General features: G+C 71.3%; 27 protein-coding genes. All 27 read right to left on the bottom strand.

The features are described 5' to 3' along the window. Positions 1-133 precede the first annotated feature (133 nt). A complete protein-coding gene (locus tag EUS26_RS04660; protein ID WP_130012014.1) occupies positions 134-403 on the bottom strand; it encodes a hypothetical protein in 270 nt (89 codons plus the stop codon). A 4-nt stretch (positions 404-407) separates the two neighbouring features. Beyond that, the gene (locus tag EUS26_RS04655; RefSeq protein WP_130012013.1) at positions 408-902 is read right to left on the bottom strand and encodes a hypothetical protein; all 495 of its coding nucleotides are present in this window, start codon (positions 900-902) and stop codon (positions 408-410) included. Next, positions 899-1,348: a hypothetical protein gene (locus EUS26_RS04650; RefSeq protein WP_130012012.1), complete on the bottom strand. Its 450-nt coding sequence runs from the start codon at positions 1,346-1,348 to the stop codon at positions 899-901. Before EUS26_RS04650 ends, EUS26_RS04655 begins: the two co-directional genes overlap by 4 nt. A 49-nt stretch (positions 1,349-1,397) precedes the next feature. After that, entirely contained in the window at positions 1,398-3,200 is a 1,803-nt protein-coding gene (locus EUS26_RS04645) for a hypothetical protein (RefSeq protein ID WP_130012011.1), read from the bottom strand. 13 nt (positions 3,201-3,213) lie between these two features. Continuing rightward, complete coding sequence (locus tag EUS26_RS04640; protein ID WP_130012010.1) at positions 3,214-3,465, bottom strand: hypothetical protein; 252 nt, start codon at positions 3,463-3,465, stop codon at positions 3,214-3,216. Next, positions 3,462-4,664: a hypothetical protein gene (locus tag EUS26_RS04635; protein ID WP_130012009.1), complete on the bottom strand. Its 1,203-nt coding sequence runs from the start codon at positions 4,662-4,664 to the stop codon at positions 3,462-3,464. Before EUS26_RS04635 ends, EUS26_RS04640 begins: the two co-directional genes overlap by 4 nt. Positions 4,665-4,670: 6 nt before the next feature. Further along, entirely contained in the window at positions 4,671-6,941 is a 2,271-nt protein-coding gene (locus EUS26_RS04630) for a fibronectin type III domain-containing protein (protein WP_130012008.1), read from the bottom strand. Between the two features lies 1 nt (position 6,942). Continuing rightward, a complete protein-coding gene (locus EUS26_RS04625; protein WP_130012007.1) occupies positions 6,943-10,284 on the bottom strand; it encodes a tape measure protein in 3,342 nt (1,113 codons plus the stop codon). A 51-nt stretch (positions 10,285-10,335) separates the two neighbouring features. Continuing rightward, the gene (locus EUS26_RS04620; RefSeq protein ID WP_130012006.1) at positions 10,336-10,806 is read right to left on the bottom strand and encodes a hypothetical protein; all 471 of its coding nucleotides are present in this window, start codon (positions 10,804-10,806) and stop codon (positions 10,336-10,338) included. Positions 10,807-10,856: 50 nt separating this feature from the next. Continuing rightward, positions 10,857-11,225 (bottom strand): hypothetical protein, encoded by a 369-nt coding sequence (locus tag EUS26_RS04615; protein WP_130012005.1) that lies wholly within the window; start codon positions 11,223-11,225, stop codon positions 10,857-10,859. 46 nt (positions 11,226-11,271) lie between these two features. Continuing rightward, entirely contained in the window at positions 11,272-11,640 is a 369-nt protein-coding gene (locus EUS26_RS04610; RefSeq protein WP_130012004.1) for a hypothetical protein, read from the bottom strand. A 125-nt stretch (positions 11,641-11,765) separates the two neighbouring features. Beyond that, the gene (locus EUS26_RS04605) at positions 11,766-12,611 is read right to left on the bottom strand and encodes a hypothetical protein (protein ID WP_130012003.1); all 846 of its coding nucleotides are present in this window, start codon (positions 12,609-12,611) and stop codon (positions 11,766-11,768) included. An 80-nt stretch (positions 12,612-12,691) separates the two neighbouring features. Next, entirely contained in the window at positions 12,692-13,135 is a 444-nt protein-coding gene (locus EUS26_RS04600) for a hypothetical protein (protein WP_130012002.1), read from the bottom strand. A gap of 44 nt (positions 13,136-13,179) precedes the next feature. Continuing rightward, positions 13,180-13,515 (bottom strand): HK97 gp10 family phage protein, encoded by a 336-nt coding sequence (locus tag EUS26_RS04595; protein ID WP_130012001.1) that lies wholly within the window; start codon positions 13,513-13,515, stop codon positions 13,180-13,182. Positions 13,516-13,539: 24 nt separating this feature from the next. Continuing rightward, complete coding sequence (locus EUS26_RS04590) at positions 13,540-14,202, bottom strand: hypothetical protein (RefSeq protein WP_130012000.1); 663 nt, start codon at positions 14,200-14,202, stop codon at positions 13,540-13,542. Beyond that, positions 14,196-14,642, bottom strand: coding sequence for a hypothetical protein (locus tag EUS26_RS04585; protein ID WP_130011999.1), 447 nt, complete (start codon positions 14,640-14,642; stop codon positions 14,196-14,198). The genes EUS26_RS04590 and EUS26_RS04585 overlap by 7 nt, the downstream gene beginning before the upstream one ends. Positions 14,643-14,672: 30 nt before the next feature. Next, the gene (locus EUS26_RS04580; protein WP_130011998.1) at positions 14,673-15,065 is read right to left on the bottom strand and encodes a hypothetical protein; all 393 of its coding nucleotides are present in this window, start codon (positions 15,063-15,065) and stop codon (positions 14,673-14,675) included. A 19-nt stretch (positions 15,066-15,084) separates the two neighbouring features. Next, positions 15,085-16,026 carry a phage major capsid protein gene (locus EUS26_RS04575; RefSeq protein ID WP_238148802.1) on the bottom strand — a complete coding sequence of 314 codons (942 nt, stop codon included), beginning with the start codon at positions 16,024-16,026 and terminating at the stop codon, positions 15,085-15,087. Positions 16,027-16,045: 19 nt separating this feature from the next. Further along, on the bottom strand, positions 16,046-16,411 hold the full coding sequence (locus tag EUS26_RS04570) for a capsid cement protein (protein ID WP_130011997.1): 366 nt from the start codon (positions 16,409-16,411) through the stop codon (positions 16,046-16,048). Between the two features lie 2 nt (positions 16,412-16,413). After that, positions 16,414-17,772 carry a head maturation protease, ClpP-related gene (locus EUS26_RS04565; protein WP_130011996.1) on the bottom strand — a complete coding sequence of 453 codons (1,359 nt, stop codon included), beginning with the start codon at positions 17,770-17,772 and terminating at the stop codon, positions 16,414-16,416. Continuing rightward, complete coding sequence (locus tag EUS26_RS04560) at positions 17,769-19,142, bottom strand: phage portal protein family protein (RefSeq protein WP_130011995.1); 1,374 nt, start codon at positions 19,140-19,142, stop codon at positions 17,769-17,771. The genes EUS26_RS04565 and EUS26_RS04560 overlap by 4 nt, the downstream gene beginning before the upstream one ends. 19 nt (positions 19,143-19,161) lie before the next feature. After that, complete coding sequence (locus tag EUS26_RS04555) at positions 19,162-20,859, bottom strand: hypothetical protein (protein ID WP_130011994.1); 1,698 nt, start codon at positions 20,857-20,859, stop codon at positions 19,162-19,164. Beyond that, positions 20,831-21,325 carry an RNA polymerase sigma factor sigma-70 region 4 domain-containing protein gene (locus EUS26_RS04550; RefSeq protein WP_130011993.1) on the bottom strand — a complete coding sequence of 165 codons (495 nt, stop codon included), beginning with the start codon at positions 21,323-21,325 and terminating at the stop codon, positions 20,831-20,833. Before EUS26_RS04550 ends, EUS26_RS04555 begins: the two co-directional genes overlap by 29 nt. Further along, complete coding sequence (locus tag EUS26_RS17100; RefSeq protein ID WP_202865050.1) at positions 21,318-21,506, bottom strand: hypothetical protein; 189 nt, start codon at positions 21,504-21,506, stop codon at positions 21,318-21,320. The genes EUS26_RS04550 and EUS26_RS17100 overlap by 8 nt, the downstream gene beginning before the upstream one ends. Before the next feature lie 354 nt (positions 21,507-21,860). Continuing rightward, the gene (locus EUS26_RS04540) at positions 21,861-22,100 is read right to left on the bottom strand and encodes a helix-turn-helix domain-containing protein (protein WP_165368503.1); all 240 of its coding nucleotides are present in this window, start codon (positions 22,098-22,100) and stop codon (positions 21,861-21,863) included. Further along, positions 22,097-22,351, bottom strand: coding sequence for a hypothetical protein (locus tag EUS26_RS04535; RefSeq protein ID WP_130011991.1), 255 nt, complete (start codon positions 22,349-22,351; stop codon positions 22,097-22,099). The genes EUS26_RS04540 and EUS26_RS04535 overlap by 4 nt, the downstream gene beginning before the upstream one ends. Beyond that, positions 22,348-23,253, bottom strand: coding sequence for a hypothetical protein (locus EUS26_RS04530; RefSeq protein WP_202865049.1), 906 nt, complete (start codon positions 23,251-23,253; stop codon positions 22,348-22,350). The genes EUS26_RS04535 and EUS26_RS04530 overlap by 4 nt, the downstream gene beginning before the upstream one ends. Positions 23,254-23,264 lie beyond the last annotated feature (11 nt).

Raw genomic sequence — 23,264 nt, 5'->3', positions numbered from 1 at the left:
CGGGGCACGAGAAGACCCCCAGCGCGGCCCGACAGGGCACGGTGGGGGTCCTCGGGGTGTTACATCGGGTGAACGGCCGCCAGGGGTCCCCTAGCGGCCTTGGTGCGCCTGCAGACGGCAGGCGGTGACGGGGTCAGTCGTGCGGCACGTCGAGCCCGTGCTCGGCGAGCAGGGCGTCGCACCGGTCGTGCTGCGCGCGTTCGTCAGTGAGCTGCTCGGTCAGGGACCGGACGAGCGCCGGCGCGTAGTCGACGGCCTCGACGGGTTGTCCCACGACGACCGGCTCGGCCGACTTCGGCGGGGTGTCCTTCGCCGGGTTGACCCTCGGCGAGACGAAGTCCTTCCACACCAGCGGCACCAGTGCGAGACCTACAGGGATGAGGACGACTTGCCACCAGTCCACCGCCTCACCCCTCGTCTGTGTCAGGTCTCCCGAGCGGGGCGGGATCGGCGGTCACGGGGTGCTCGAGCGACTCGCGCACGGTGCGGATCTCCCGGCGGATCTGCCGCACCCGGAATGCGGAACCGACACCGAGCCCGGTCACGAGGATCTGCGTCGCAGCGCCGTCGAAGAGACCGATGTTCATGAGGATGACCACCTCGTAGCTCAGCAGCGCGACCGCGATACCGGTCGCCGACCACGCCTCGTCGCGCATCGCTGCGAGCAGCGGCACGGCCGACCCTCGCGAGTAGGTCGCGGCGCGGATCGACAGCACGCCCCACGCGCCGGCGGCGCCGAGCCCGATCGCCCACACCCCGACGAACACCTTGCCCGTCAGCTCCTCGAGGGACGACGCCTCGGCCCACCCGGACAGGTAGGCGATCCCCAGCAGCCACGCCATGCTGTAGCCGGCGCGGGCGACAGCGTGCCCCGGTGAGGTCACGGTCAGCGGCTTCGTCATGGCGACGGCCTCGACTCTCGCCAGTAGGACAGCGCGGTAATCATGCACAGCACCGAGACCAGCGAGTAGACCACCACCGCGGACAGCACGACGGTCGGGTCGGTGGTGGATCCGAGCGCCGCGGCGGACCATCCGCAGTAGAGACCCGTCAGGAACACCGCCGGCCAATAGGCGTCGCGGCGGCTGGTGAGGACCGTCAGACCCATCGCGGCCGCGGTGAGGACGAAGAACGTCCCCCACGTCTGCGCCGGCATCCACTGCATCGCGACCGCGAACGTCGGCCGCTCGAACGGCCCCGGGTCCGTGATCATGACGACCCCGAGGACGACCGAACCCGCCGCGAGGACAAGCGCGATCGTCTCCCGGAAGCTGTCACGCTCAACCCACCGCCACGCGCGGGCGGCTCGGGTCTCGAGGGTGACGAAGGTGCTGCGGGCACGGGACATGCGGGGTCTCCTCAAGGTCGTTCGGTGGGGGCGAAGTCCGGGCGCACGGTCACGTCCGGTAGTTGGTCGTCACTGCGGTGAGCACGACCGGGCCGGCGTAGGTGTCGGCCGCGTCGGTCCCGATCCGGTACGGCCGCACGGACAGCACCTGCCCGGGAACGGTGACCCGCTCCGGGAGCGGGACCTCCACGATCACGTCGTCGGCTCCCATCGGTGCGGTGACCAACGTCGTCGTGAACGGTGCGGTGAGCGACGTCCCGGCGCCGGCGGCCGACGCGAGGACGACGGCCATACGAACGCTGCCGCTCACGCCGCCGACCCCCGCCATGTGCAGCACGACCGTCGCCTTGGTCGCGCGCGGCGGGACCTGCAGCGAGAAGGCGTTGCCCGAGATCACCCCGTCGGCGAGCTGCCAGCACAGCACCTGCGTGCGACGGACCAGCGTCGGTGACGCGGGGTGCGTGGTGTCCGCGATCATGCCGGACGCTCCGACGACCGCGCGCGTCGACCACGGGGGTAGCGTCGACTGGTCGATGATCGTCACCTCGCCGGACGCGGCGCGGTTCTGCACGTTCTGCGTCGTCATGAGACCGCCGATGATGACGATCGACTTCGCGTCGGCGTCGACGTCGAGCGAGACCGCAGCCGGGTTGTGGCCGATATCCCACGGGGAGACGTCCTTAAACGTCCACCCGCGGCCCGTGAGCCCCTTCGTGACGTGCGTCGTGTGCTGCCCGCACTGCGAGACGATGTCGGTCCACGTGTTGCCGGCGAAGCCGACCGCAGACGACCCGTTCTTGTTGCACTCGAGCATGACCCGCGGATACCACGAGTTCCCCGTGATCCGGGTCCCGTTGACCCACCCGAGACCGGTGGTCTCGTAGTAGGCGCGGCGGTGTGGCCAGAACGCCTCCCACTCGACCTCCACGTCCGTGACACCGGTCTGGTTGCCGAAGAAGTGGACGAACGTCCAGCTGCCCGGCACGGTCGACGCACCGCCGGACTTGCCCGGCTCGCGCACCTGCGCCGGACCGAGGAACTTGAGCTTGATGATCTGCGTCAGGGTGTCGCCGATCAGCAGGACGTCGCCCGCGTAGCCGACGAAGACCTCGAACACGGTGCCCGCTCGCGTCTCCACGACCGTCTGCGACTTGGTGCCCCGGATGGGACCCGTGATCTTGTACGTGCGATCCCCAGGGAACAGCCAGTGGCCGCCTTGGGCGAGGTTGTCGTTGATCGCGGCAGTGTCGTCGGTCACCCCGTCGCCCTTGACCCCGTGGTCGAGCATGTTGCGGGCGATCTCGTCCTTGCCGACCGCGCGGGCGTCGTTCTCCGGCGCGATGAGACCGACGACCTGCTGCGCGAGGGTGCGGGCGGCAGCGTTCGCCTGCGACTCCTCGGCGGCGAGGATGCTCGCGATATCGGCGTCGGTGGCGCCCGGTCCCCGCATCGACCCGACGCGCACGAAACCGCCGTTCTGCGTCCACACGTAGAGGTCGAGGTCGTCCTCGGTGACGTAGGCGTCGCCGAGGGTGCCCACGTCCGGCAGCTCGGCCTCGGTGGGCACGCTGCCGGTCAGCCGGCCGGACAGACCAGCGGATGCCTGCTGCTCGACCGAGACCTGCAGCTGCGGCTCGACACCCGGGAACTCGACCCATACGACGTGCACCTCGTAGCCCGAGGTGGTGCTGATCCGGAACGTCCGGTAGGCGCCGTTCTTGGTCGTCTTCACCGGCTCGTCCGGGGTGAGCACCGCGCCCGTGAAGTAGTCGGTGATCTTCGCGGGGATCCCGACCCCGGCCGGCGCCAGCGTGTAGGTGTCATAGGCGGTGCCGCCCTGGAACGTGCTCACGTAGGTGACCTCCTCAGTAGGTGTGGTGCTTGCCGATCACGCGCAGCTCGGTGCCGTCGATCTCGGCGAGGACGAGGTCGCCCACCTGCAGCCCGGCCACGAGGCAGCGCGCCACGGGCACCGGCGCCGGCTGGCCTGCGCGAGTGATCTCCAGGGGGGAGGTGCTCGCGACCTTCGCCCACCACCGGGACGGCGTCGCGGCGCGCACCAGCTGCCGGACGAGCTGTCGCAGCTCCTCAGCGCCCATGTCGTCGATGCCGCTCACGTGAACATCACCGGCTGCGGCCCGTTCGTCGTGGCGAGGTCCTCCGAGGCGATCCGCCGGATCGTCGAGGTCCACCACGCGCCCGAGGTGGTCGGCACCTGCAGCCCCTGCCGGACGCCCAGGAAGTTGACGCCGCCCGGACCGTTGGAGAACCGCACCACGTCGTTGAGGGACGCCGGCGAGGGGAAGTGGTCGAGCGGAAGCGACGTCGCCACCTCGAGGCCCGCCTCGAGCCGCCGGCGGGCGATGACCTCGAGCGCGTCCTGGTCGGTCGCGTCGACCTCCTCGACCTCCGGGTCGACGACCCAGAAGCCGCGCTGCGCGAACGACAGACGGTGCTGCGTGCCGAATATCTCGTCGACCGTCGCGACCGCGGTCAGAACCTCGTCGCTGCCCTCCTCCGGGCGAGAGTTGACGATGACCTTGTTCGGGACGTCGAAGTCGTCCGCGGTGATCGTGAACCCGTCGGCGTAGGTGCACCCCTCGCCGTCGACGTAGCGGTCGACGACCGGCCGATCCTCGGTCCGCACGTAGCGGGTCGCGGTGAACGCGCCCATCATGTCGGCGTAGAGGGAGAAGTAGCCGATCGCGTCGAGCAGGTCGTTGACCTGCCGCAGCCGCGACGTGCCCTGATCCCACGTCATCTGCGAGCGCAGGGTGTGCTCGCCCGGGTCGATGTTGACAGGGTCGCCGGTCGACGCCGCGACGATCGCCTCGATCGCCGCGACGGCGTCCGTGCCGGCGGGCAGCGACTCGACCCGGTCCATGCGGTCGCGGGCGAGCAGCAGCGTCTTGTCGTAGAGGTCGACGGGGACGGTCACCCACCCCGAGTCGTGCGTCGCCGACGGGGTCGCGGTGAGGAAGACCCCCATCGGGGTAGCCCATACCGACCCGTCCGGGAAGACCGCGTGATACCACGGCCGCACCTTGATCCGTGACCAGTCCGGCTGCTCGCCGGCGGGCCCGTGCCACTCGAGGGAACCTTCGCCGCGGATCTCCCGACCCACGACGAACGACAGCTCGCCGGCGCCGTCCGCGACGACGCCGAGCCCGGCCTCGACGCTGCCGAGCTCGCCGACCGTCCGCTCGGACCACGACAGCTGCTCCCACGTCCACCAGTCCTCACGGGACCCGGCGAACGCCTCGAGCGACGGGGGGTGCTGGCGCTGCTCCGGGATGAACCACGACAACCCCTTCATGCGACCTCACTCCCTCCACCCGACGCGGGTCATCGGCAGCGTCACCGGCCGCTGCGGCTTGCGCAGGTGGTCCGCCTCGTCGACGTCGCCGGTCGACACGAACATGCGCAGCCCCTCGGGGTCGCGGTAGCAGACCGGCGCCGCCGCGTCCGAGACCGCGATCAGCTCCTCGAAGCTCGACGACAGGTCGGGGCGGCGGTTCGGGGCGAACACCTTCGTCGACAGCGCCGCGGTGCGTCGCCGTCGGCTGCCGGCGAACTCGACCGGGTCGGGGCGGCCGGCGGCGTCCTTGAGCTCCTTCTGCCGGCCGTATCCCTGCGCGACGGACAGGTCCGCCCAGAAGCGCGCCATGCGGGAGAACCCCGGCCCGTAGTTGAGGAAGACGAACTTCGTCGGGGTGTCCACCTCGACCGGTTCGGCGACCGCCTCGGACGGCAGGCTCGAGACCGTCACCGCCCGGAACGCGACGACCGTGCCGGTCGGGGTGATCGTGTCCGTCACGACGCCCTCGGTCGGCAGCTGGCCACCACCCAACGTCACCCACCGGCCCAGCTCGGCGCGCTGCACGAGCACCGCCACCGGCTCGGCCTGCCCCTCCTCGGGCGCTGGCGTCGACCACGACAGCGTGGTGACACCCTCGACGGGGTCCCACACTGCCTCGAGGACCGACGTCGGCGGCAGCGCGTACTGCACCGGCACGACCTGCGAGGTCTCGGGTGCCCACAGCCCGGCGCCGTCCCGGGCGGTGAACCGCACCACGTACTGCGCGCCGTCGTGCACGACCTCGCCGAAGGCGACCGAGTCCGTGTGGCCGAGGCCCGAGACCTCGTCGACGACGTCCTCGTCGCGCATGAGCCACGCCCGCCACGCGGACATGCCGGACCCCTCGGGGTCGGCGAAGGTCACCGGCAGCTCGAGCAGCGACGACGGCCACGGCGAACCGTCGTAGTCGATCAGCACCGACGGCCGCGACGAGAGGTTGAGCGTCACCTGCCGCACCTGCGACCGGTCCGCGTGAGCGCCCCATGTGAACAGCCGGACCGTGACCGAGCCGGCCGCGTTGTCCCACGTCCCCGCGGGCACCACGAACGAGGACTCGGTCGAGGCGACCTTGCCCGATGAGACGTAGAGACCCGCGCCCTGCTTCCACTCCCACTCGTAGGCGGTCTGCACCGACGAGTCGACCGGCAGGTGCTCGAACTGCACGACCGTGTCCTCGTCGGCGTCCACGGCGCGGCCGGCCCCGTACTCCGGGCCCAACCACACCGGCGCGAGCGGCGGCGCCAGCAGCTGCACCGTGTTCGACACCGGCGAGCGCGACGACTGCAGGTCGTTCGGTGCGATCGCCGAGACCGAGAAGGCGTGCGTCGCCGTGTTGTTGAGGTCCGAGAAGGTCGTCGTGCTGGTGCCTGCGTTGACCGTGCGGATCGGCGCCGACGTGTCGAGCACGTCATCCTCGATGTGCCAGATCGCGACCCGGTCGGCGATCGCCGCGACGGGGGGCAAGGTCAGCACCACCCGCTGCTGCGAGTCACGTCGAGCGGTCGGCGCGGACGTCGACCGTGCCGGGGTCGTCCAGATCGACGAGCCGGCGTCGTCGTACTCCCAATCCGACCAGTGGTCGGCGTTGCCGACGCGCACCCGGTAGCGGTAGAACGAGCTCGGCTCGAGGGTGGTGTCGGCGTAGGACTCCGAGCTGCCCGACAGCGACCGCAGCGGCTCCCACCCGCCCGAGGTCAGCGACGACCGTCCCCACTCCACGCGGGTGATCGGTGCCGTCGACGTGGGGGAGAAGTCGGCGGTCAGGTTCGCCCGGGAGTCCGACACCCGGGTCGCGGCGAGCCCGGTCGGGGTGGCCGGCTTGGCATACACCCGACGCGGGATCGTGACCGACACCGACACCGTCAGGTCCTTGCCCGACGGGCCGGCGTCGCGGATCCGGCCGGCCATGCTGAACGACTTCGACGAGGTCCCGAGCGAGACCGTCGTCGAGCCGGACGCGATGAGCGTGTTCGCGCCCGGCGAGCTCAGCGACCACGACCGGTTCCCCGACGCCGAAGCGCCGCCCGAGACGAACCAGTCGTCGCTGCCCGAGACCGACGAGCCGTTGACGTCCTGCCCGTGCTTGACGGCCCGCAGCTCCCACGACACCGTGCACTGCGTGTCGGTCGGGTCGAGCGCGCCGCCCGGGAAGCGGACCTCGAGCGTGAGGCGTGCCGCTACCCGATTGTAGGACGCGATCGTCTGGAACGACCCGGTCTCGGTCTTCGTGACCATGTCAGCGACCACCCCCGCCCGCAGCTGCTCGAGCGGCTCGTGCCGCTGCCCGCCGGCGTCCCTCGACGCCGTCCTTGGTGCCCCGATAGGCGCCCTTCTCGACGGCGTCCTCGAGGACCTCCTCGAGCTCGGCGATCAGGTCCCGCAGGTCGCTCGCCGAGGGTCCGACGTCGTGCACCCGCGGGTTGATGATCTCCGCGTGGTTGGTGCGGTTGCGGATCCAGTGGTCGCCCGGGGACAGCACCGCACCCGAGTCCGCGAGCCGCGGCGCGAGAGGCACCACACCACCACGCCGGAACGCGGCGTGAATGTGGTCGTTGTGCATCCGCATCGTGGTCGGGTTCGTCTCGAGGTAGTTGCGGCCGTTGTGCATCTGCAGCCCGCGCATCGGGGTGTGGATCAGCTCGGTCCACGGCAGCAGACCCTTGATCCGCATGAACGTCGCCCGCATGTTGCTGCTGGCGACGTCGATCGCGCGCCCAAGAGCGTGCATCGACGTGTTGCCGTAGCCCGCGGTGCGGGCGCCCGGGCGGAACGCCGAGGTCAGGATCGCCTCGGGCGCGGCCGCCTTGACCATCTGCCACAGCGTCTGCCACGGCAGACCCTTCGCGGGGCGCGAGCCACCGCCGCTACCACCGGACGAGAACAGACCCTTGACGTGCGACGCGAGCCCGGACATGGCGTGCTTGGCCAGCCCGACGATGCCCTTCGCCGGCCACGACCCGCCGATGCCCGACAGCAGCCGGTCCGCGAGCCTCTTGAGCGCCCGGCCCGGGTTCGTCAGCATGTCGAGCACGAAGCGGCCCGCCGACGACAACGTGTCGCCGACAGACCCGCCGGACCGGCCCGGGAACACACCGCCCCGGGCGAAGCCCATCGCGCCGCGCACCCCGTTGAGCCGGCCAGCCCGAGCGGCCGCGTTCATCGCGGCGATCGCCTTCGGACCGACCGCGCGCACCCACTCGGGGACCATGATCCCCTCGCCGCCGGACAGGTCGAGTCGACCGAACTGCGGCGAGTAGAACTGCATGTTGTCGACGCCCGGCGACCACCCCGGGAGGATGACGCCGCCACCGGCGAGCGCCTGCCGGGGACGGCCACCGCCGGACCCTCCCGAGCCCGACGAGGGCACGCTCGGGACCGGGATCGTCGGCAGCTTGACGTTGACGCCGGGGATCTTGTTGATCGCCCGCTCGAGGGGACCGAGGAAGCGGTCGTTCACGAAGCGGACGACCGACGCGATCGGGCCGGCGACCGAGCGGACGATGCCCGACCACGTGTCAGAGATCCCGTCCTTGACCGACCGGAACCGGCGGCCGAGCGACGAGAGCCCGTCCTTGAAGGCGTTGAGCTTGCCGCGCGCCGAGTCCCAGGTGCCGGCGATGACCGACTTCACCTTGTCGAAGCCCGGCTTCACGTGGTCGCGGTAGACCGAGGTCACCTTCGACCCGAACGAGCCGAGGCTCGAGCGCAGCGACGGCCACGCCTTGTCAGTCCACCACGAGACGACCCCGCTGATCGCGGACCGGACCGAGGACCATACGCGGTTCACGATCCGGCGGACGGTCTCGTTCTTGTTGTAGAGGAGGACGAGCCCGCCGACGAGCGCGGTCACCGCGGTGAGGACGATCCCGAGCGGGTTCGCCCGCATCACGAGGTTGAGGGCACGCTGCGCGATCGCGCCGGCCTTCAGCGCGGCGGTCTTCGCCTTCTCCGCGACCGTCGAGGCGATCGTCGCGACGGTCATCCGGGACCGGGTCGCGGTGCCCGCGTTGCTCGCCACGTTCGCGGTTGTCTGCGACGCCGCGACCGACTTCTGACTCGCCGCGAGCGCCCGGTTGCTCGCTGCGAGGGACAGGGTCGAGGTGACCTGCAGACCCATCCCGATAGCCGACTGCCGGCCGAGCAGGTTGTTGGCGGCCTGCAGGGTCTTCCACCCGGCGAATGCCACCAGTAGCCCAGGGATCGCCTTCGTGACGAGCCCGATGTTGTCGGCGACGAAGCCGAGGACCTGCTGCGTCCGGTCGAGGACCGACTGCAGCTGCGGCCCTGCCTCCGCGGCGATCTGCTTGAGCGAAGGGGCGGTCTCGCGAGCGCTGCCGGCGAAGCCAGACAGCGCGGCCGCGAGCCCCGAGAAGTCGAGCTGCTTGATCTGCGCCCACAGCTCACGAGCCGCGGGGATCCCGTCGCTGCGCAGGTAGTCGAAGACCTGCCGGGCGGCATACCCTGCCCGCTCCATGAACCCGGGGAAGCCACTCGAGGTGACCTCGCCGTCGTTGTAGCGCCACGCGGCGCCGAAGGCGCGGATCCCGCCGCGGATCTCGTCGAAGGTCTGCCGGGCGACGTAGGCGAGCCGCTCCATGAACCCGGGGAAGCCACTCGAGGTGACCTCGCCGTCGTTGTAGCGCCACGCGGCAGCGAACGCCTTCACCCCGCCGACGAGCTCGGACATGGCCATCGTTGCTGCGGGGACGACCCGGTCGCTCAGGAAGGTGATCGCCCCGCCGAGCCCCTGCTTGATCAGCGGCAGCGCCGGCTGCACAGCCTGCGCCATGCCGACCGAGAACGTGTCCTTGAGGGTGCTCCACAGCCCGGCGAGCGACGCCGACTGCTTCTCCATCATGCCGTCGAAGCGCTCGAGGCCCTTGCCGCTCTCGAGGGCGGACATGAGCTGCTCGAGCTCCTTGCGTCCGAGCTCGCCCTTGCCGGCCATTTCCGCGATCTGCGCGGTCGTCTTGCCCGTGGCAGCGGTCAGCAGGTCGAAGACGGGGATGCCGGCGTCGCGCAGCTGGTTGAGGTCCTCCGCGCCGATCCGGCCGGCGGCGTTCATCTGCTGGATCGCGACGGTCGCCCGCTGCACGCCCTCGGCCCCGGTGCCCATGCCCGACGTGACGTTGCCGAGGGTCGTCATGATCGGGATGACCTTGTCGGACTCGATGCCGATCGAGATCAGCGACTGCGCGGACTTCTGCAGCCCGGGCAGGTCGAACGGCGTCTTCGCCGCGAAGGTCTGCAGCTCCCCCAGGAACGCGCGAGCCTTCTCCCCCGACCCGAGCATCGTCTCGAAGGCGATCTGCGCGGTCTCGAGCTGCGCAGCGGTGCGGATCCCGACCGCCCCGGACGCCGCGGTCGCGCCGACGAGGGTCGCGACGCCGGCCTTCGCGACGTTGCCGAGGAACCCGGTGATCCGGGCGGCGCCCCGCTGGAACCCGCCGGCGACCGCGCTGCCGCCCTCGTGCCCGATCCGGGACATATGCGGGCCGGTGACCTCCTTACGGACGTCCCGGTTCCACGTCCGCATGTCCGGCCGGACCTCGATACCTGCAGCCCCAACGATCGCCACCCGTGACCACCTCCCCTTCCGCTCAGAACGAGAGGTGGTCACGGGGTGGGGTCAGGCGGCGACGTCCGGCGCGAAGACAGACATGCCCTGCTCGTATGCCGACCGGTCAGCCAGATCCCGCAGATCGTCGACGAGCGTGCGCGGCGCCGGCAGGTACGCCTCGGCCGGCGGGGCGCGGTGCCCCTTCGGCTTGAGGATCTTCGACGACAGGTTGAGCAGCGTCGCGTCGATCTTCGCGAGCGCGATCGCGTGCACGTCCCACTCACTGTCACGCGGCCGCCACGAGGGCGCCTTGACCGTCGGGGAAGCGCGGTCAGGGTCGCCGTCCTCGTCGTCGACGAGCCCGAGCGCTGCAGCCATGTCGTCCTGCTGCCGGCTCTCCTCCTCCGCGACGATCGCCGCGGCCTCCTCCGGGTCGTTGAGGATCGCCCCGCGCAGCCGGCACGCCGACGGGAGTTCGTCGATCAGGTCGACGAGCTCCCGCCAGCGGTGCGGGCGGCTGACCCACTTCGACAGCACCACGCCGTAGACCTGCAGCAGATCAGCGGCGAGCGGCGCCTCGAAGCGGTCGATCAGCTGCGCGAGGCGTTCCCTTCCCCCACGCGGCCGAAGACCGACTCGTAGTGCTCCTGCAGGTCGGTCTGCAGCTGCACGAGCGAGGCGTAGTCCGGGAAGTGCTTGTCATCGTCGAGCGCCTTCTCGAACCGCTCGAGGTCCTCACCCTTGAGCCACGACGTCAGTCCCTCGATGACCGAGGTCGTGAACATATCGATCAGGAACTTCTCGGCGGCCCGGGGACGCATCTGCATCGGGTCCGGCCACGTCACCTTCCCGTCGTCGCCGAGGTCGAGCACGAACGGCTCCTTGCGCCGCTGCTCGGCCTTCTTGATCAGGGCGCCGGTCGAGGTGCGGTAGCCGGGCTTGTCGCTGGTCTTCGCCATGTCGGGTTAGTCCTTCTGTGTGAGGTGGTGCGGGGGTCGGGTTGGGTCAGTCGGCGGCGAGCGGGGTGCCGTCGTGGTAGAACGCGGCGAGCTGGTCGCGGGTCGCGCTCTCGGCGGCGGCCACGTCGATGCCGTGGCCGGTCGCGTAGTCGCGCCACTCGACCTTCGACGCCGAGCGGGCGGGACGGTCGTCGGCCGGCTCGTCGTCGTCGACCGCCGGGGCGAGACGACCGAGGGCGGCGTCGCGGGCGGCGACCCTCTCGAGGCGCGCGGTCTCCTTGGCCAGCTCGAACGCGGCGAGCGCGTCCTGCAGGTCGGCGTGCTCGGTGTACCCGCGCGAGCGCAGACGCGTCTGCTCGTGCGGGGCGGTGGTGCTGATCAGGCTCTCGCCTCGGGTGTAGTGCTTGCGTGCCATGACGTGCGGTCCCTCCTCGGGGGCGTGTCGGGTCGGGGGTGTCGGGTAGCCGTTGGTCATGGCCGGTGGGCGACGGCACCACCCGACGAGGTGCCGCCGCCCACCGGCGGCTCAGTAGGGGTGCGTCAGCTGACGCGCACCCAGGTGACGGTGCCGTCCTCGACGGTCGCGCCGACCTCCGGCGCGGCCGGCTCGACAGCGTCCGAGGTGCCGCCCTCGGTGGCCTCGAGCACCTGCCCGCCGGCGAGGGTGACCCGGTCGGTCATGACGAAGTCGGTGTCGGCGGCCCACGGCACCGGCGCGGCCGCGAAGCCGAACAGGTGACGGAACTCCACCGCGCCGGGACCGGCGATCGGGAAGTCCCGGACCGCGGTGCCGAGCTGGTCGTCGGGCAGCGCGTCGCCGGCGATCGCGTAGGACAGGACCTCGTCGCGCTTCCACGCCAGGGTCGGGAAGTCCTTCGGGGAGAAGTTGGGGAAGAACTTGCCGGCGGCGACCCGGTACTTCGGGTCGTAGCCGATCACGAGCAGCCGCACCTGCAGGTCGTCCGGCAGGTCCGGGTGGTCGATCACGACCTCGCCGTTCTCGCCGCGCAGCACGTTCGACAGGTCGATGCCGAGTGCGAGCTCGAGCACGCTGCGGCGCGTCTCCTGCGCGGTGAACGTCACCGACTTGACGTCGTTGTCGGTGTCCTTGCGGGTCGGCGACCCCGAGTTGTGGCTCTCGGCCTCCTGCTGGGAGACCTCGCGCGGGAACTCGATGCCGGCGCCCTTGTCGATGTGGCCGATCGCGCCGCGCTGGTAGGCGAGCGGCAGCGGCAGGAACTGCCCCGACTCGTCGGTCAGCGCCTCGATCATGGGCGGTGCCGGCTGACCCGGCCGCACGACGGCGGCGAAGATCAGAACCGTGCGCATCTTGAGGATCAGTCGGGTCGTCTCCGACGCCGACCGCAGCTCGTCGATGGTGGGCATGATGAATCTCCCCTTTCAGGGCGTTGGTTCGCCCCACACGGGGCAGTGGTGGGTTGCCCGCCGACCGGGTGGCCGGCAGGTCAGTCCGGCCGTGAGATCAGCCGGAAGATCGCCTGCGTCTGCTGGTGGCGGCCCGGCGCTGGCACCCGCCGCCACCTCGAGTCGCGCCGCACGTCGTCGATGAACCCGACCCCCGGCACGTCGAAGTAGTTGTCGACGAGCATCACCTCGATGCCCTGCGACACCGCGACGACCACGTCACGCGACGGCCCGTGGACGTCGACGCCGATCCGGTCGTGCCCCTCGGTCTCCTTCTGGTCATCGGACCAGCCGGCGCGGTAGACGTAGATCAGTACCTTGCCGGCGGCCGCCCGCTCCGAGGTGTCCGCCGGCAGCTCGAGGAACGTCGTCGTCGGCTCGAGCGGCTGCCCATCGTGCTCGAGCGGGTTGCCCTCGTCGTCGGTCAGCTGCAGACCGTTCAGCAGGGTGTAGAGGGCGGCTTCGCCGTCCAGATAGTCAGCCATTGGTGGTGCCTCTCGTCGGGTCGTGCATCGGGTCGGGAGGTGGGTCAGAACCGGACGCGCACCCCGGACCCGTCGGCCTGCTCGAGCCACGCCGCGGTGCGCTTGAGCACGTGATCCCCGTTGTGGTCTTCGACGAGGTGCGCGTGCGGGGAGACGTTGACGAGCTCGGCGCCAGCGACCCGCCCCAGCCCCGGCACGGTCACCGACGTGCGACGGACCCGGAAACCGCCCCGGTAGTTGCCCGTGAGGACCGGGGAGATCGACTCGGCGTAGGACATGCCCGCCTCGGCGACCGCGACGCACCGGTCGCCGACCTCGGACGACTGCGCGAGCTCGCGCAGTCCCGCCTGGTTGGGGGTGAACGTGACAGGTGCAGCCACAGCGAGCGCCTCCCCTCGTGAGGGTCAGGTGCGCCGCAGCGGGACCTTGAGCCGGTCGCCGTCCTGCGAGGGGTCGCCGTCGACGTTCCACGTGCCGGCGGCGTGCGCCGGGGCGGTGATCTTGACGGCGTCCGTCGAGGCGACCCGCAGGGACAGCGGGACGAACAGGGTCGCGGTCGTCACGGTCTGCTGCGAGCCGTCGACGGGCTCGTCCGTGGTGCCGGCGACGAGGACCGCGGTCGGGATCTCGACCGGGTCCGGGGTCGTCGGGTTGCCGGCGCGGTCCCACCCTGCGCTGCGCAGCAGCTGCGCGGCGACGACGATGCCGCCGGTCGCGCGGGGCGGCCGCTCACCGGCGGTCACCTCGAGGTAGACGAGGCGGCCGGCGCGGGTGACCGGGCGGGCGGTGAGGACGTACGACGCGTGCCCCTGGTGCACGAGCTCCGTGCCGGCAGGGAAGTCGTCGACCGACGGGCCCGAGCCGTCCGTGCGGGGCGGGATCCGCGCCGTGAGCAGTGTCGCGGTGACGGCGCCGTCGGTCGTGGCGGTCGTCACCCGCTCGTGCTCGACCTGCGCCCGGATCGTGCTCGGCTCGGCGAAGGTGCCGACCCACGTGTCGGGGTCCTCGGTGTACGCCCGAGCCTGCAGCCGGTCGCGCGTGTAGCGCGGGTGCAGCCGGTTCACCATCGCGTGCCCGGGTATGGCCACGAGGGCGCCGGCCGGAACTTGCCGCGCGACTTCGGTCGGACCGTGGTCGTCGCCGCGGCGACGCCGCGGCGGATCGCCCACGCCTGCACGCGGGCGAGGATCTGCGTCCGGCGGTCCCGCCACTGCGACGAGGTGTCGCCGGACTCCGACGCCTGCTGCGACGTCGGGTTGTCGTAGGAGATCGACGCCAGCTCGAGCAGCCACCCGGCGACGCTCGGGTCGGCCTCGATCGTCGACGACCAGTCGAAGCCGGGCTCGACGTCGGCCGCGTCGGACAGCCACCCGAGCGCTACGCCCTCGTGAACAGCCGCGGCCTCTGGCGAGACCGGGTCGTCCTCGGGGTACAGCAGGAACGTCGTCATCTGCGCCGCGGTGATGTGCCGCGGGCCGGTGGGCTCCTGCTCAGGCTGCGTAGACACTCGGGTGACTCCCCTCTGCGTGATCGACCGTCAGCTGCCCGACTTGTCGGGGTCGCCGGTCTCGCCCGGCAGCAGCTTGTCCTCGTAGAACCGCTCGACGAGCTGGTCGCGGGTCGCGGCGTTGACCGTCTCCTGCGGGATCCCCTTCGCGATCGCGTAGGTCTTCCACTCGGCGGCGTTCGCGGACTTGTTCGGCCGCTCGTTGCCGGCGCCACCCGAGCCGCCACCGTCCCCGCCCGAGGGGGCGGGGGCGGCCTTGGGCGCGGCGCCGATGACGCCGAGCTTGAGCAGCCGGTTGATCTCCTCCTTCGGGACGGACGCCGGGACCGGCGCGCCACGGTAGAGGTAGTTGTCCGTGCCGTCGGCGTTGCGTGCGATCACGCACGCCGCCGTCGACACCATCTGCTGGTCAGCCTTGGCCATGAGGTGTGTCTCCCTTCTCTCAGGCGTTGTCCGCGCCGGTGAGGATCTCGGCCGCGTAGGGCTCGAGCACGACGGGCACGGTCACCCGGCGCGCACGCACCTTGTAGCGGTCGTTGTCCTCGTCGCGGATCGACTTCACCTCGACGCCGGCGGCGTCGCCGGTGGCGCGGGCGTAGCCGGGCGACTGCAGGTCCTCGTCGGCCATGCCGCCGAGCAGCTCGTTGTCGGCGAGCACGACCGCGCCGGGCACACCGTGCGGGGTCGCGGTCCACACGATGTTCTCGACGTTGAGGAAGTCCTCGTCGCCGGTCGACAGCGGGTTGCCGCCCTCCCGGGGCACGTAACCCGCGGCGATGAACTTCGCCTTGACCTCGGCGTAGACCATCGGGTCCAGCGCGGCCACGTTGAGGTTGATCCCCAGCTCGCGACGCTGCGCCCGCGCACGGGCGCGCAGCACGTCCTTGAGGATCTGCTCGGCGTCGGTCGCGTCGTCCGTCCAGCGCGCCGACACGGGGGTCGACGTGCCAGCGGCGGTCGTGATGACCGACATGGCGATGCTGTCGACGTGCATCACGTTCTGGTTGACCAGACGCGTGAACGCACGGTTGACCGGGGACATCTTGCGCCGCGCGATCGACTCGTCGGTGATGGGCATGTCCTGCCCCCACTTGGTCGTCTTCGCGAGGTTCGCGACGCCCTCGCCGACGGACACCAGCGGGTAGGACGCGCCCGGCGCGACCGCACGCGGCGCCTCACCGGTGCCGACCTCCTCGCCGGACTCGTAAACGATCGCGCCGCCGACCGCCTCGAGTCGCTCGGAGAGCAGCAGGTCGGCGATGTACCGCCGCAGGGACAGGTCCTGCACGCGCTGCGCCACGGTGGGCGGCGACTTGAGGATCCGGTGGGCGAGGGCGGCGTCGCCGGTCGCGGGTGCCGCCGGGACGGGGTAGCTCAGGCTCATGATCTCCTGCTTCCTGGTCTCAGCGGACCATGTCGAGCTCGACGGTCTCGCCGTCGGCTGCGGTGGACACGGCGACGGCGACCTGCTGGCCCGCGCCGGGGGTGGCGTTCGTGGCGACCCGGCCGCTGGCGGCGCTGGTCACCATGTCGCCGGCGGTGATCGCGCCCGAGGCGGTCGCACGCTGCACGCCGCCCTTGTAGACGGTCACGGACTCGCCGGCCTTCGCGTCGAAGCCGGCGGTGCCGACCCACTTCGTCGAGGCGGCGGCCGCCGGGGCGACCGTGCCGTCGCCGGACACGGCGACCAGCTGCCCGCCGGTGACGTCCGCGGACGCCTGGTAGGTGGGCGCGACGCCCGAGTCGTAGACGGGAACGGTGTCGGCCATGATCAGGCCCCCTTCTGCTCGTGCTGCTCGGTGCCCGCGCGGCGCTTGCCCCACGCGGCCTTGTAGTCGGCGGCGGCCTGGTCGGACTCCTCGGGCCCGGCCTCGGCGTGCCCCTGCTCGTCGAGCGGCACGGTGCCGTCGCGCAGGGCGGTGAGGGTCGCCTCGGCGCCCGGGTCGGCCGTGAGCTGGTCGATCCAGTGCTGCCGGCGGGCGACCGGGATCTTGCCGGCGCGGATCGCGTCGGCCACGACCCGGGTGCGGTGCTCGGCGACCTGCTGGTTCCGCGCCTCCCGGCCGGCGGTGGCGTCGGCCTGCAGGGCGGCGAGCGCCTCGCTGTCGACCAGCTCCATGCCGTCGGGGATCCGCGCGCTGGTGGTGGTGCCGTCCGGGGTGGTGTCCTCGGTCAGCTCCTGGTGCGCCTCCTGCAGCGCCGCGACGATCGTCGCGTCGTCGGCGTCGTCGGCGACACCGGCCAGCTGCCGCAGGATCTGTCGCTGCTCGTTCTTCATGAGAGCGCCTTCCTGTGTGGTGTCCCCGTTCGCCGCGGCGGTCGGGGAGGTGGCCCGTGCCGCGGTCGCGGCCCGGGAGTTGTGGGCGGCCGCTGCGGGCGCGCGGTGGTCCTCGCGCGTGCCGGCCGTGCGGTCGAGCGGGCCGAACAGGTCGCGCCACCGGTTCTCGGTGTCGTCGTCCTGGTCGTCGTCCTGCTCGTCGGGGTCCTCGTCGGTGCGGTCGGCGAGCCCGGCGGCGACCGCCTCGGCGGCGCTGTACCACCGCTCCTCGCGCATCACGTCGCGCCAGGACTCGGCGGACCCGCCGGCCTTGCGGGCGTAGACGGCCGCGATGTTGTCCGAGATCCGGTCGAGGTGGTCGGCCATGTCGCGCATGTCGGCGGCGTTCCCGACGCACAGCACGAGCGCGTCGTGCACCATGAGCTCGGAGTGAGCGGCCATGACGAGCTCGTCGCACCCGCCCACCGCGATGAACGAGGCGGCCGACGCGGCGAGCCCGTCGACGAAGCCGACCACCTCGGCGTCGTGCTGCCGAAGGGCGTTCATGATCGCGATGCCGTCGTAGACCGAGCCGCCCGGCGAGTTGATGTGCAGCTCGATGACGTCGACGTCGAGCTCGTCGAGCTCGCGGACGAAGTCGTTCGGGGTGACGCCGAACCACCCGCCGATCGGGTCGTAGATGTAGACCTTCGCGCGGGTGCGCCCGTCCTCGTCGGTGCGGACGACGTTCTCGACCCGGAACCACCGCTTGCGGGCGCCGAGCGCGGTCGCGCGGCGCACCGACGCCTGCTCTCGGTCGTTGATGCCCTGCAGCACCTCGGCTGCGGGGCGGCGCGTCTTGCGGGTGCTCATGCCTCGTCGTCTCCCGTCTCGCCCGAGCTCTCGGGCAGCTTGTAGCTCGCGCGCAGATACGCCTGCAGCGCGTCGTCCGGTGTGATGACGCCGGCGTCGACCAGCGCCTTGATCGCGTAGGCGAGCCGCTCGTCCTGCCCCGAGAGGTCGTCGTAGACGATCCGGGGCGCGGCCGCCTCCTCGCCGAAGTTGAGGTCGACGAGGTCCTCGACGATGTGCGCGGTCGCGGTGTCCGCGATGAACCCGCCGATCCCGTCGAGGGAGGACACGAAGAAGTCCTGGAACGTGCTGCCCAGCGCCCACGACCCGGTCTGCCGACCGAGGTTGAGGAAGTGCGCGAGGACCGCGGTCCCGATCTGGTCGTCGTGGTACATCACCGACTTGAGCGCGTCGGGCAGGGTGCCCTCGACGCCCAGCAGGCGAGCCTTCGCGCCCGGGGTGAGGGACGCGCCGCCGTTGTCGCCGCCGCGCATCTGCTCGGCGATCCGCTGGTCTTCCTCGAGGACGTCCTCGAGGTCCTTGAGCATCTGCGCCGGGCTGCGGCTGCCGCCGCTCTCGTCCTTGAGCATGTCCTTGTCGTGCTCGATGACCGGGATCCCGGTGCCGTTGCGGTCGGCCGACTGTGCGTCGACGATCAGCAGCCGGTCCTTGATGAGCCAGTGCTTGTAGGCGGCCCGCAGCAGGGAGTGCCCCCACCAGTCCGCGCCCTCGCGCTCGTGCGAGTAGACGACGAGCCGGGACACGTCCAGCGGGATGCCCTTGCCCGTGGCGGTGATCAGCCCGGGCGTGTAGCCCGGGGGGTGCTGCCGCACCGCGATCAGTCCGCCGTCGCGGGCGACCTCGAACTTCTCGATCGACCACGGGAACCGCGGCCCCAGCTTGACGAGGTGCAGCCGCGGACGGTCCGGGTCGGTCTCGTCGAGGCGGTACTTCTGCTCGAAGACCATGTGCCCGAAGTCGAGGCACAGCAGCGTGTTCCGCAGGTGCTCGGTCCACGAGAAGCGGCCTCGCCGGCGTCCCTGCTGGTGCACCTGCTGCGCGTCCGGCACGCCCTTGATCGGCAGTCCCAGGTCGCGTGACACGTGCTGCACGACCTCGTCGTCGGCGCCTGCCGGGTCGAGTCGCCACGTCGTCGCCAGCAGCGGCGACTTCACCGCGCGCAGCACCGACTGCACCTTCGCGTCCTGCCGGCGCATCCGGTCGTAGACGCCGACGCTGTACGGCCACCGCAGCTCGGGAGTCGACTCCCGCTCGTCGTCGATGTACCAATACCCCGACGGGGCGCCCTGGTGGGCGTAGCCGACCTCACGCTGCGACGCCTGCGAGGTCACCCCGCGGGACGACGGCGGCAGCTGGTCAGAGGTCGCCACAGCACCACCCCCTCACCGGTCAGAACGAGCTCGTCGTCAGGTCGGACGTCGGACCGCTGCGGCGGCCACGCGGGTTTGGACGGGTGCGAGGCGAGGACGATGCTGTCGACGAGGACCTCGAGGGCGGCGGGGGAACCCGGCCGCCGGCGCGCTCACCCTTGACGACCGCCCACCCGGCGAGCATCGCCCCGACGATCGGGCCCTGATTGACGCCCTCGGGCACCGTCCGCGCCAGCGTGAGCCGCTCCCGGATCTTCCGGGTCTGCGCGGCCGCGAGCGCGAGCGTCATGTCCATGTCTTCGCGGTGGTATGCCGTCGGCTGCGGGTCCGGCGCCTGCGGGTCGCGCGGGTCCTTCGACGGGGCGATCGCCGTCGAGAGCCACGAGAAGGCTTCGGGCAGGTCCTGCGAGGTGAACAGCCGCACCGCGATGCCCTGCTGCCGCAGGTCGCCGACCATGAACCCGCACGGGCCGACCGGGTCAACCCACACCTCGCCGCCCTCGTTCTTCTCGAGCAGGTCCCGGACGCTCGCCGGCATCCACCCAACGCCCGGGTTGTGGTCGATCGTCTCGAGGTGCATCGCGCCGTCGTCGCGGCGGCCGCCGACCGAGATCGTGCCCCGCGCGAGCTCCATGTCCGCCTCGAGCACGTAGCACAGCCGGCCCGTCGCGGCCGGTGCCGACTCGGGGTCGTTCGCGACCTTCCACGCCTCCTCGGGGATGACCCACGCGGCGCCAGCGGCGCGCGGGTAGGTCGCCGCCCCGCACCGCTCCCGCCCGAACTGCGCGCGGGTCATGCGGCGGAACTCCTTCGCGATGAACTCGTACGACAGCCCGTGCCCGAGACGCGGGTTGGTGCGGGCGACGAGCGCGAGGTCGTCGAAGTCGTCCTCGGGGTCGGCGTGCCAGCCGCGGTAGCACAGGCTCCGCTCGTTCGCCTCGAACGAGCGCCACACCTTCGCGAGCACCGTGGCGCCGAGGTCGCCCGCCGAGCCGGCGTAGTTGATCTGCGCGTTCTCCGAGCCCGTCACGACCGGCTGCACCGACGCCATTTGCAGCTCAGTGAGGTGCTGCGCCTCGTCCAGAATCAGACGGTCGAAGCCTTCCCCTCGGGCGGCCTCGTTGGTGCGGGTGCGGAAGTAGCAGACCGCGCCGGTCTTGAGCGTGATCGACCGTTGACCGTTGGCCACCCGGAAGCCGTTCTTGCGGACCTTCGCGAGCAGCTCGGGCGTGCGCTCGATCGCGGCCCGCACGTGGTTGAAGACCGCCTTCGCGGTGTCGTCGCGGTGAGCCGTATACATGATCTGCTGCTCGTCGTTCATGAACAGCCCGAACAGGATCAGGATCTCGATCTCGACCGACTTACCGTTGCGCCGGGCGATGACGTCCGCGGTCTCCACCGCGGCCCACCGCTCGACCATCGACCCGTCGCGACGCTCGATCATGTTCGCGCCGAGCTTGGCCAGCAGACCGTCACGCTGGAACTCGTAAAGGTCATACCCGCACAGCTCGGCGACCTCGATCGCGTAGTGCCCGTGCGTGAACTGCGCTGCCGGCACGAGCTCGTGCGTCGGCGTCATGGTGCCCATCGGCAGGTCACGCTCGGCCCACTCGGCGCCCTCGTCGATCAGCTCCGATACCCGCACCCGCTCGCCGCGGCGCACTCGCTCGGCGATCGACCGGGCCTGCTCAGGCTCCACCACCGGAGGTGCGTGCACGCGACTCCTCCTGCTTCCGCCGGCGCATCGCCTCGAGCCGGTCCCCCTCGACGACGACCCCCTCGCCGTCCGACTCGTCGTCGCGGCCACTGCCCGGGCGGCCCGGCATCGGCATCCCCAGCTGCTTGATCCGGTCGATCTTGTCGAGGAGTCGCCCCGCCTCCCGGACGGCCGTCATGTCCCCCCGGTCCGCGGCCTTGAGCGCGATCCCGTAGAGGTGCTCATACCGGGCGACGAGGATCCGGCGGTGCTCCTCGTCGGTGAAGTCGAGGTCGGCCCGCGCACGGCGGCCGGCCTCGTAGATCTTCTGCGCCGACGCCCGGTGCCGCAGCCCCAGCTCTTCCGCGATCTGCTGGAACGTGAACCCGTCGACCTCGCGCATCCGGACCGCGTCGCGCATCTTCTGCGCGTCCCGGGTCGGGCGCCGCGAGCGCCACTGGTAGCCGTCCTGGTCGCCGTCAGCCACCGTGCCACGCCCGCGACGGGTTGCGGCGCTTGAGGATCGCGCCGAGCTTGCCGCCGGCCGCCCGGTTTCCACCCTTCGGGCAGTCCGCGTAGTCGGCGTGCTCCATCCGGTCGGCCTTCGACCCCGGGTGCAGCGCGTCGTCCTGCGAGTGCCCGAAGTCCAGACGCTGCCCCGGCAACATCGGCAACCCGCAGCGCGGGCATGGGGTGCCGTACGCCTGCGGGAGCGCCATTTTCCGGCGCGCCTGGTGCTCAGCGCCATACGTGCGACCTCGAGCCACCCTCGACACCTCCTCGGGCCCCGCACAAGCCCGTGTAGCCGTGTTGTCGCCACTCCTGGCAACGCGGGGAGAGAGATCAGCGGTGGGTGAAGGGTCTAGCGAGGGTGGGGGGGTCGGATTTTTTAGGGGGTGCCCCCAGCTCGACTCGCGCTCGGCGGCCAGATTCCCCACCCCAACGACGAACGGACCACCGGCCGCTCGGGCATAGGTGGTCCGTCTGCACCCGATGATATATGTCGGCGGCTGGCCATGCAATCACCCGCCTCGGGCGGTGCCCTCGCGCGGCCGTCCCATCGGCGAGCGCCGCATCGCGAGCTCACAGTCCAGCACCGACTGCTCACCGACCAACCTGCGGCCCTTGTGCTTGACCGAGGCGACTGCGCCGGTACGGATCCACGCCCGGATCGTCACCGCCGGGACGCGCACGAGCTGCGCTGCCTCGGCCACGGTCAGCAGCCGCAGCTCGTCGAGCAGACCGTCGTCGCCGAGCGTCACCACAGCAGTCCCTCGCTCTCGTCGTGCTCGTGGACGAACCGCCCGTTCGCGAGCGACCGGTGCCGGCCGTTGGTCTCACGGCATACCGAGCACGCGCCCGGCGCGATCGGCGCGAGCACGTGCGCCCGCTCATACGCTGCGACCTCGCCGGCGATCCGGCGCCACAGCTGCTGCTCCCCCGACGGAGTCGAGGGAAGCGCCGCCTGCTGCTCGGCGTGCGTCCGCAGCTGGTGCAGCTCCCGGGTGCTCACGTCCAGCACCATCCCGAGTCGCACTGGCCCGACTGCTCGTCGAACATCGGCAGCAGCGCGTCCGGCTCGGCGATCGCCTCGTCGAGCGGCATCGCGAAGCGGGTCAGCCACACCGGGTCTTTGCCGAGCTCCTCGCGCCGCTTGTTGAGGGTGCGCTCGAGCTGCACCGACCGGTCGAACAGATCCGGCCGCTCGCGTCGCAGCTCGACCCACGCCTGCGGCCGGTGGAACGGGCAGAAGAAGCACGACGACTTCGGCGGCACCGGCAGACCCTCGTCGCGGATCAGGTTCATGCACTCCTGCCGTGACAGCGACAGACCGGTCTCCTCACCGATCCCGACGAGCGGGTAGACGATCTGCTCGTGCGGTTCGTGGCGACGGTTGTTCGCCCGCATGATCTCGTCTCGCGATATGCCGATCGCGACGGTGGCGAGGTTTGCCGGTGTGCAGTCGGGGCACCCGTCGGCGGGGTGCAGCCGGCACGGCCGCTTCGCTTGCCCTCGCTGGTGCCGGCTGCAGACCGCGGGCACCGCGTGCTCGTCGCACGAGCGGCCCCCGTGGGCGCCCTGCTGCTTGGCCCACTTGCCAGTGACCTTGATCTTGAAGTCGGACGTGCACGACCTCGTCCCGGGTGCACCGTTGTCCATGCGGACCGGGATCGGTAGGGACCGGGATCCCTCGCGCATGAGCCGGCCCCACAGCGTCTCGACGGTGCCGTCGCGCTTGGTGCGGTCTAGGACGTGCACCGTCAGCCCGTGGTCGCGGGCGTAGGGGGTGAACACGTCGCGGACGTAGTCGAGGGTGCGTGGGTCCTCCGAGTCGTCGCCGACGTTCGCCATGACGAGGGTGTCGAAGTCGATCCGGCCGCGAGCTGCGAGCACGCCGAGCGCGGTCGACTGCACCCCGCCGCCGT

The sequence above is a fragment of the Serinicoccus sediminis genome, assembly GCF_004153545.1.
Taxonomy (GTDB): Bacteria; Actinomycetota; Actinomycetes; order Actinomycetales; family Dermatophilaceae; genus Ornithinicoccus; species Ornithinicoccus sediminis_A.
This window is presented reverse-complemented; position numbering and strand designations above follow the sequence as displayed.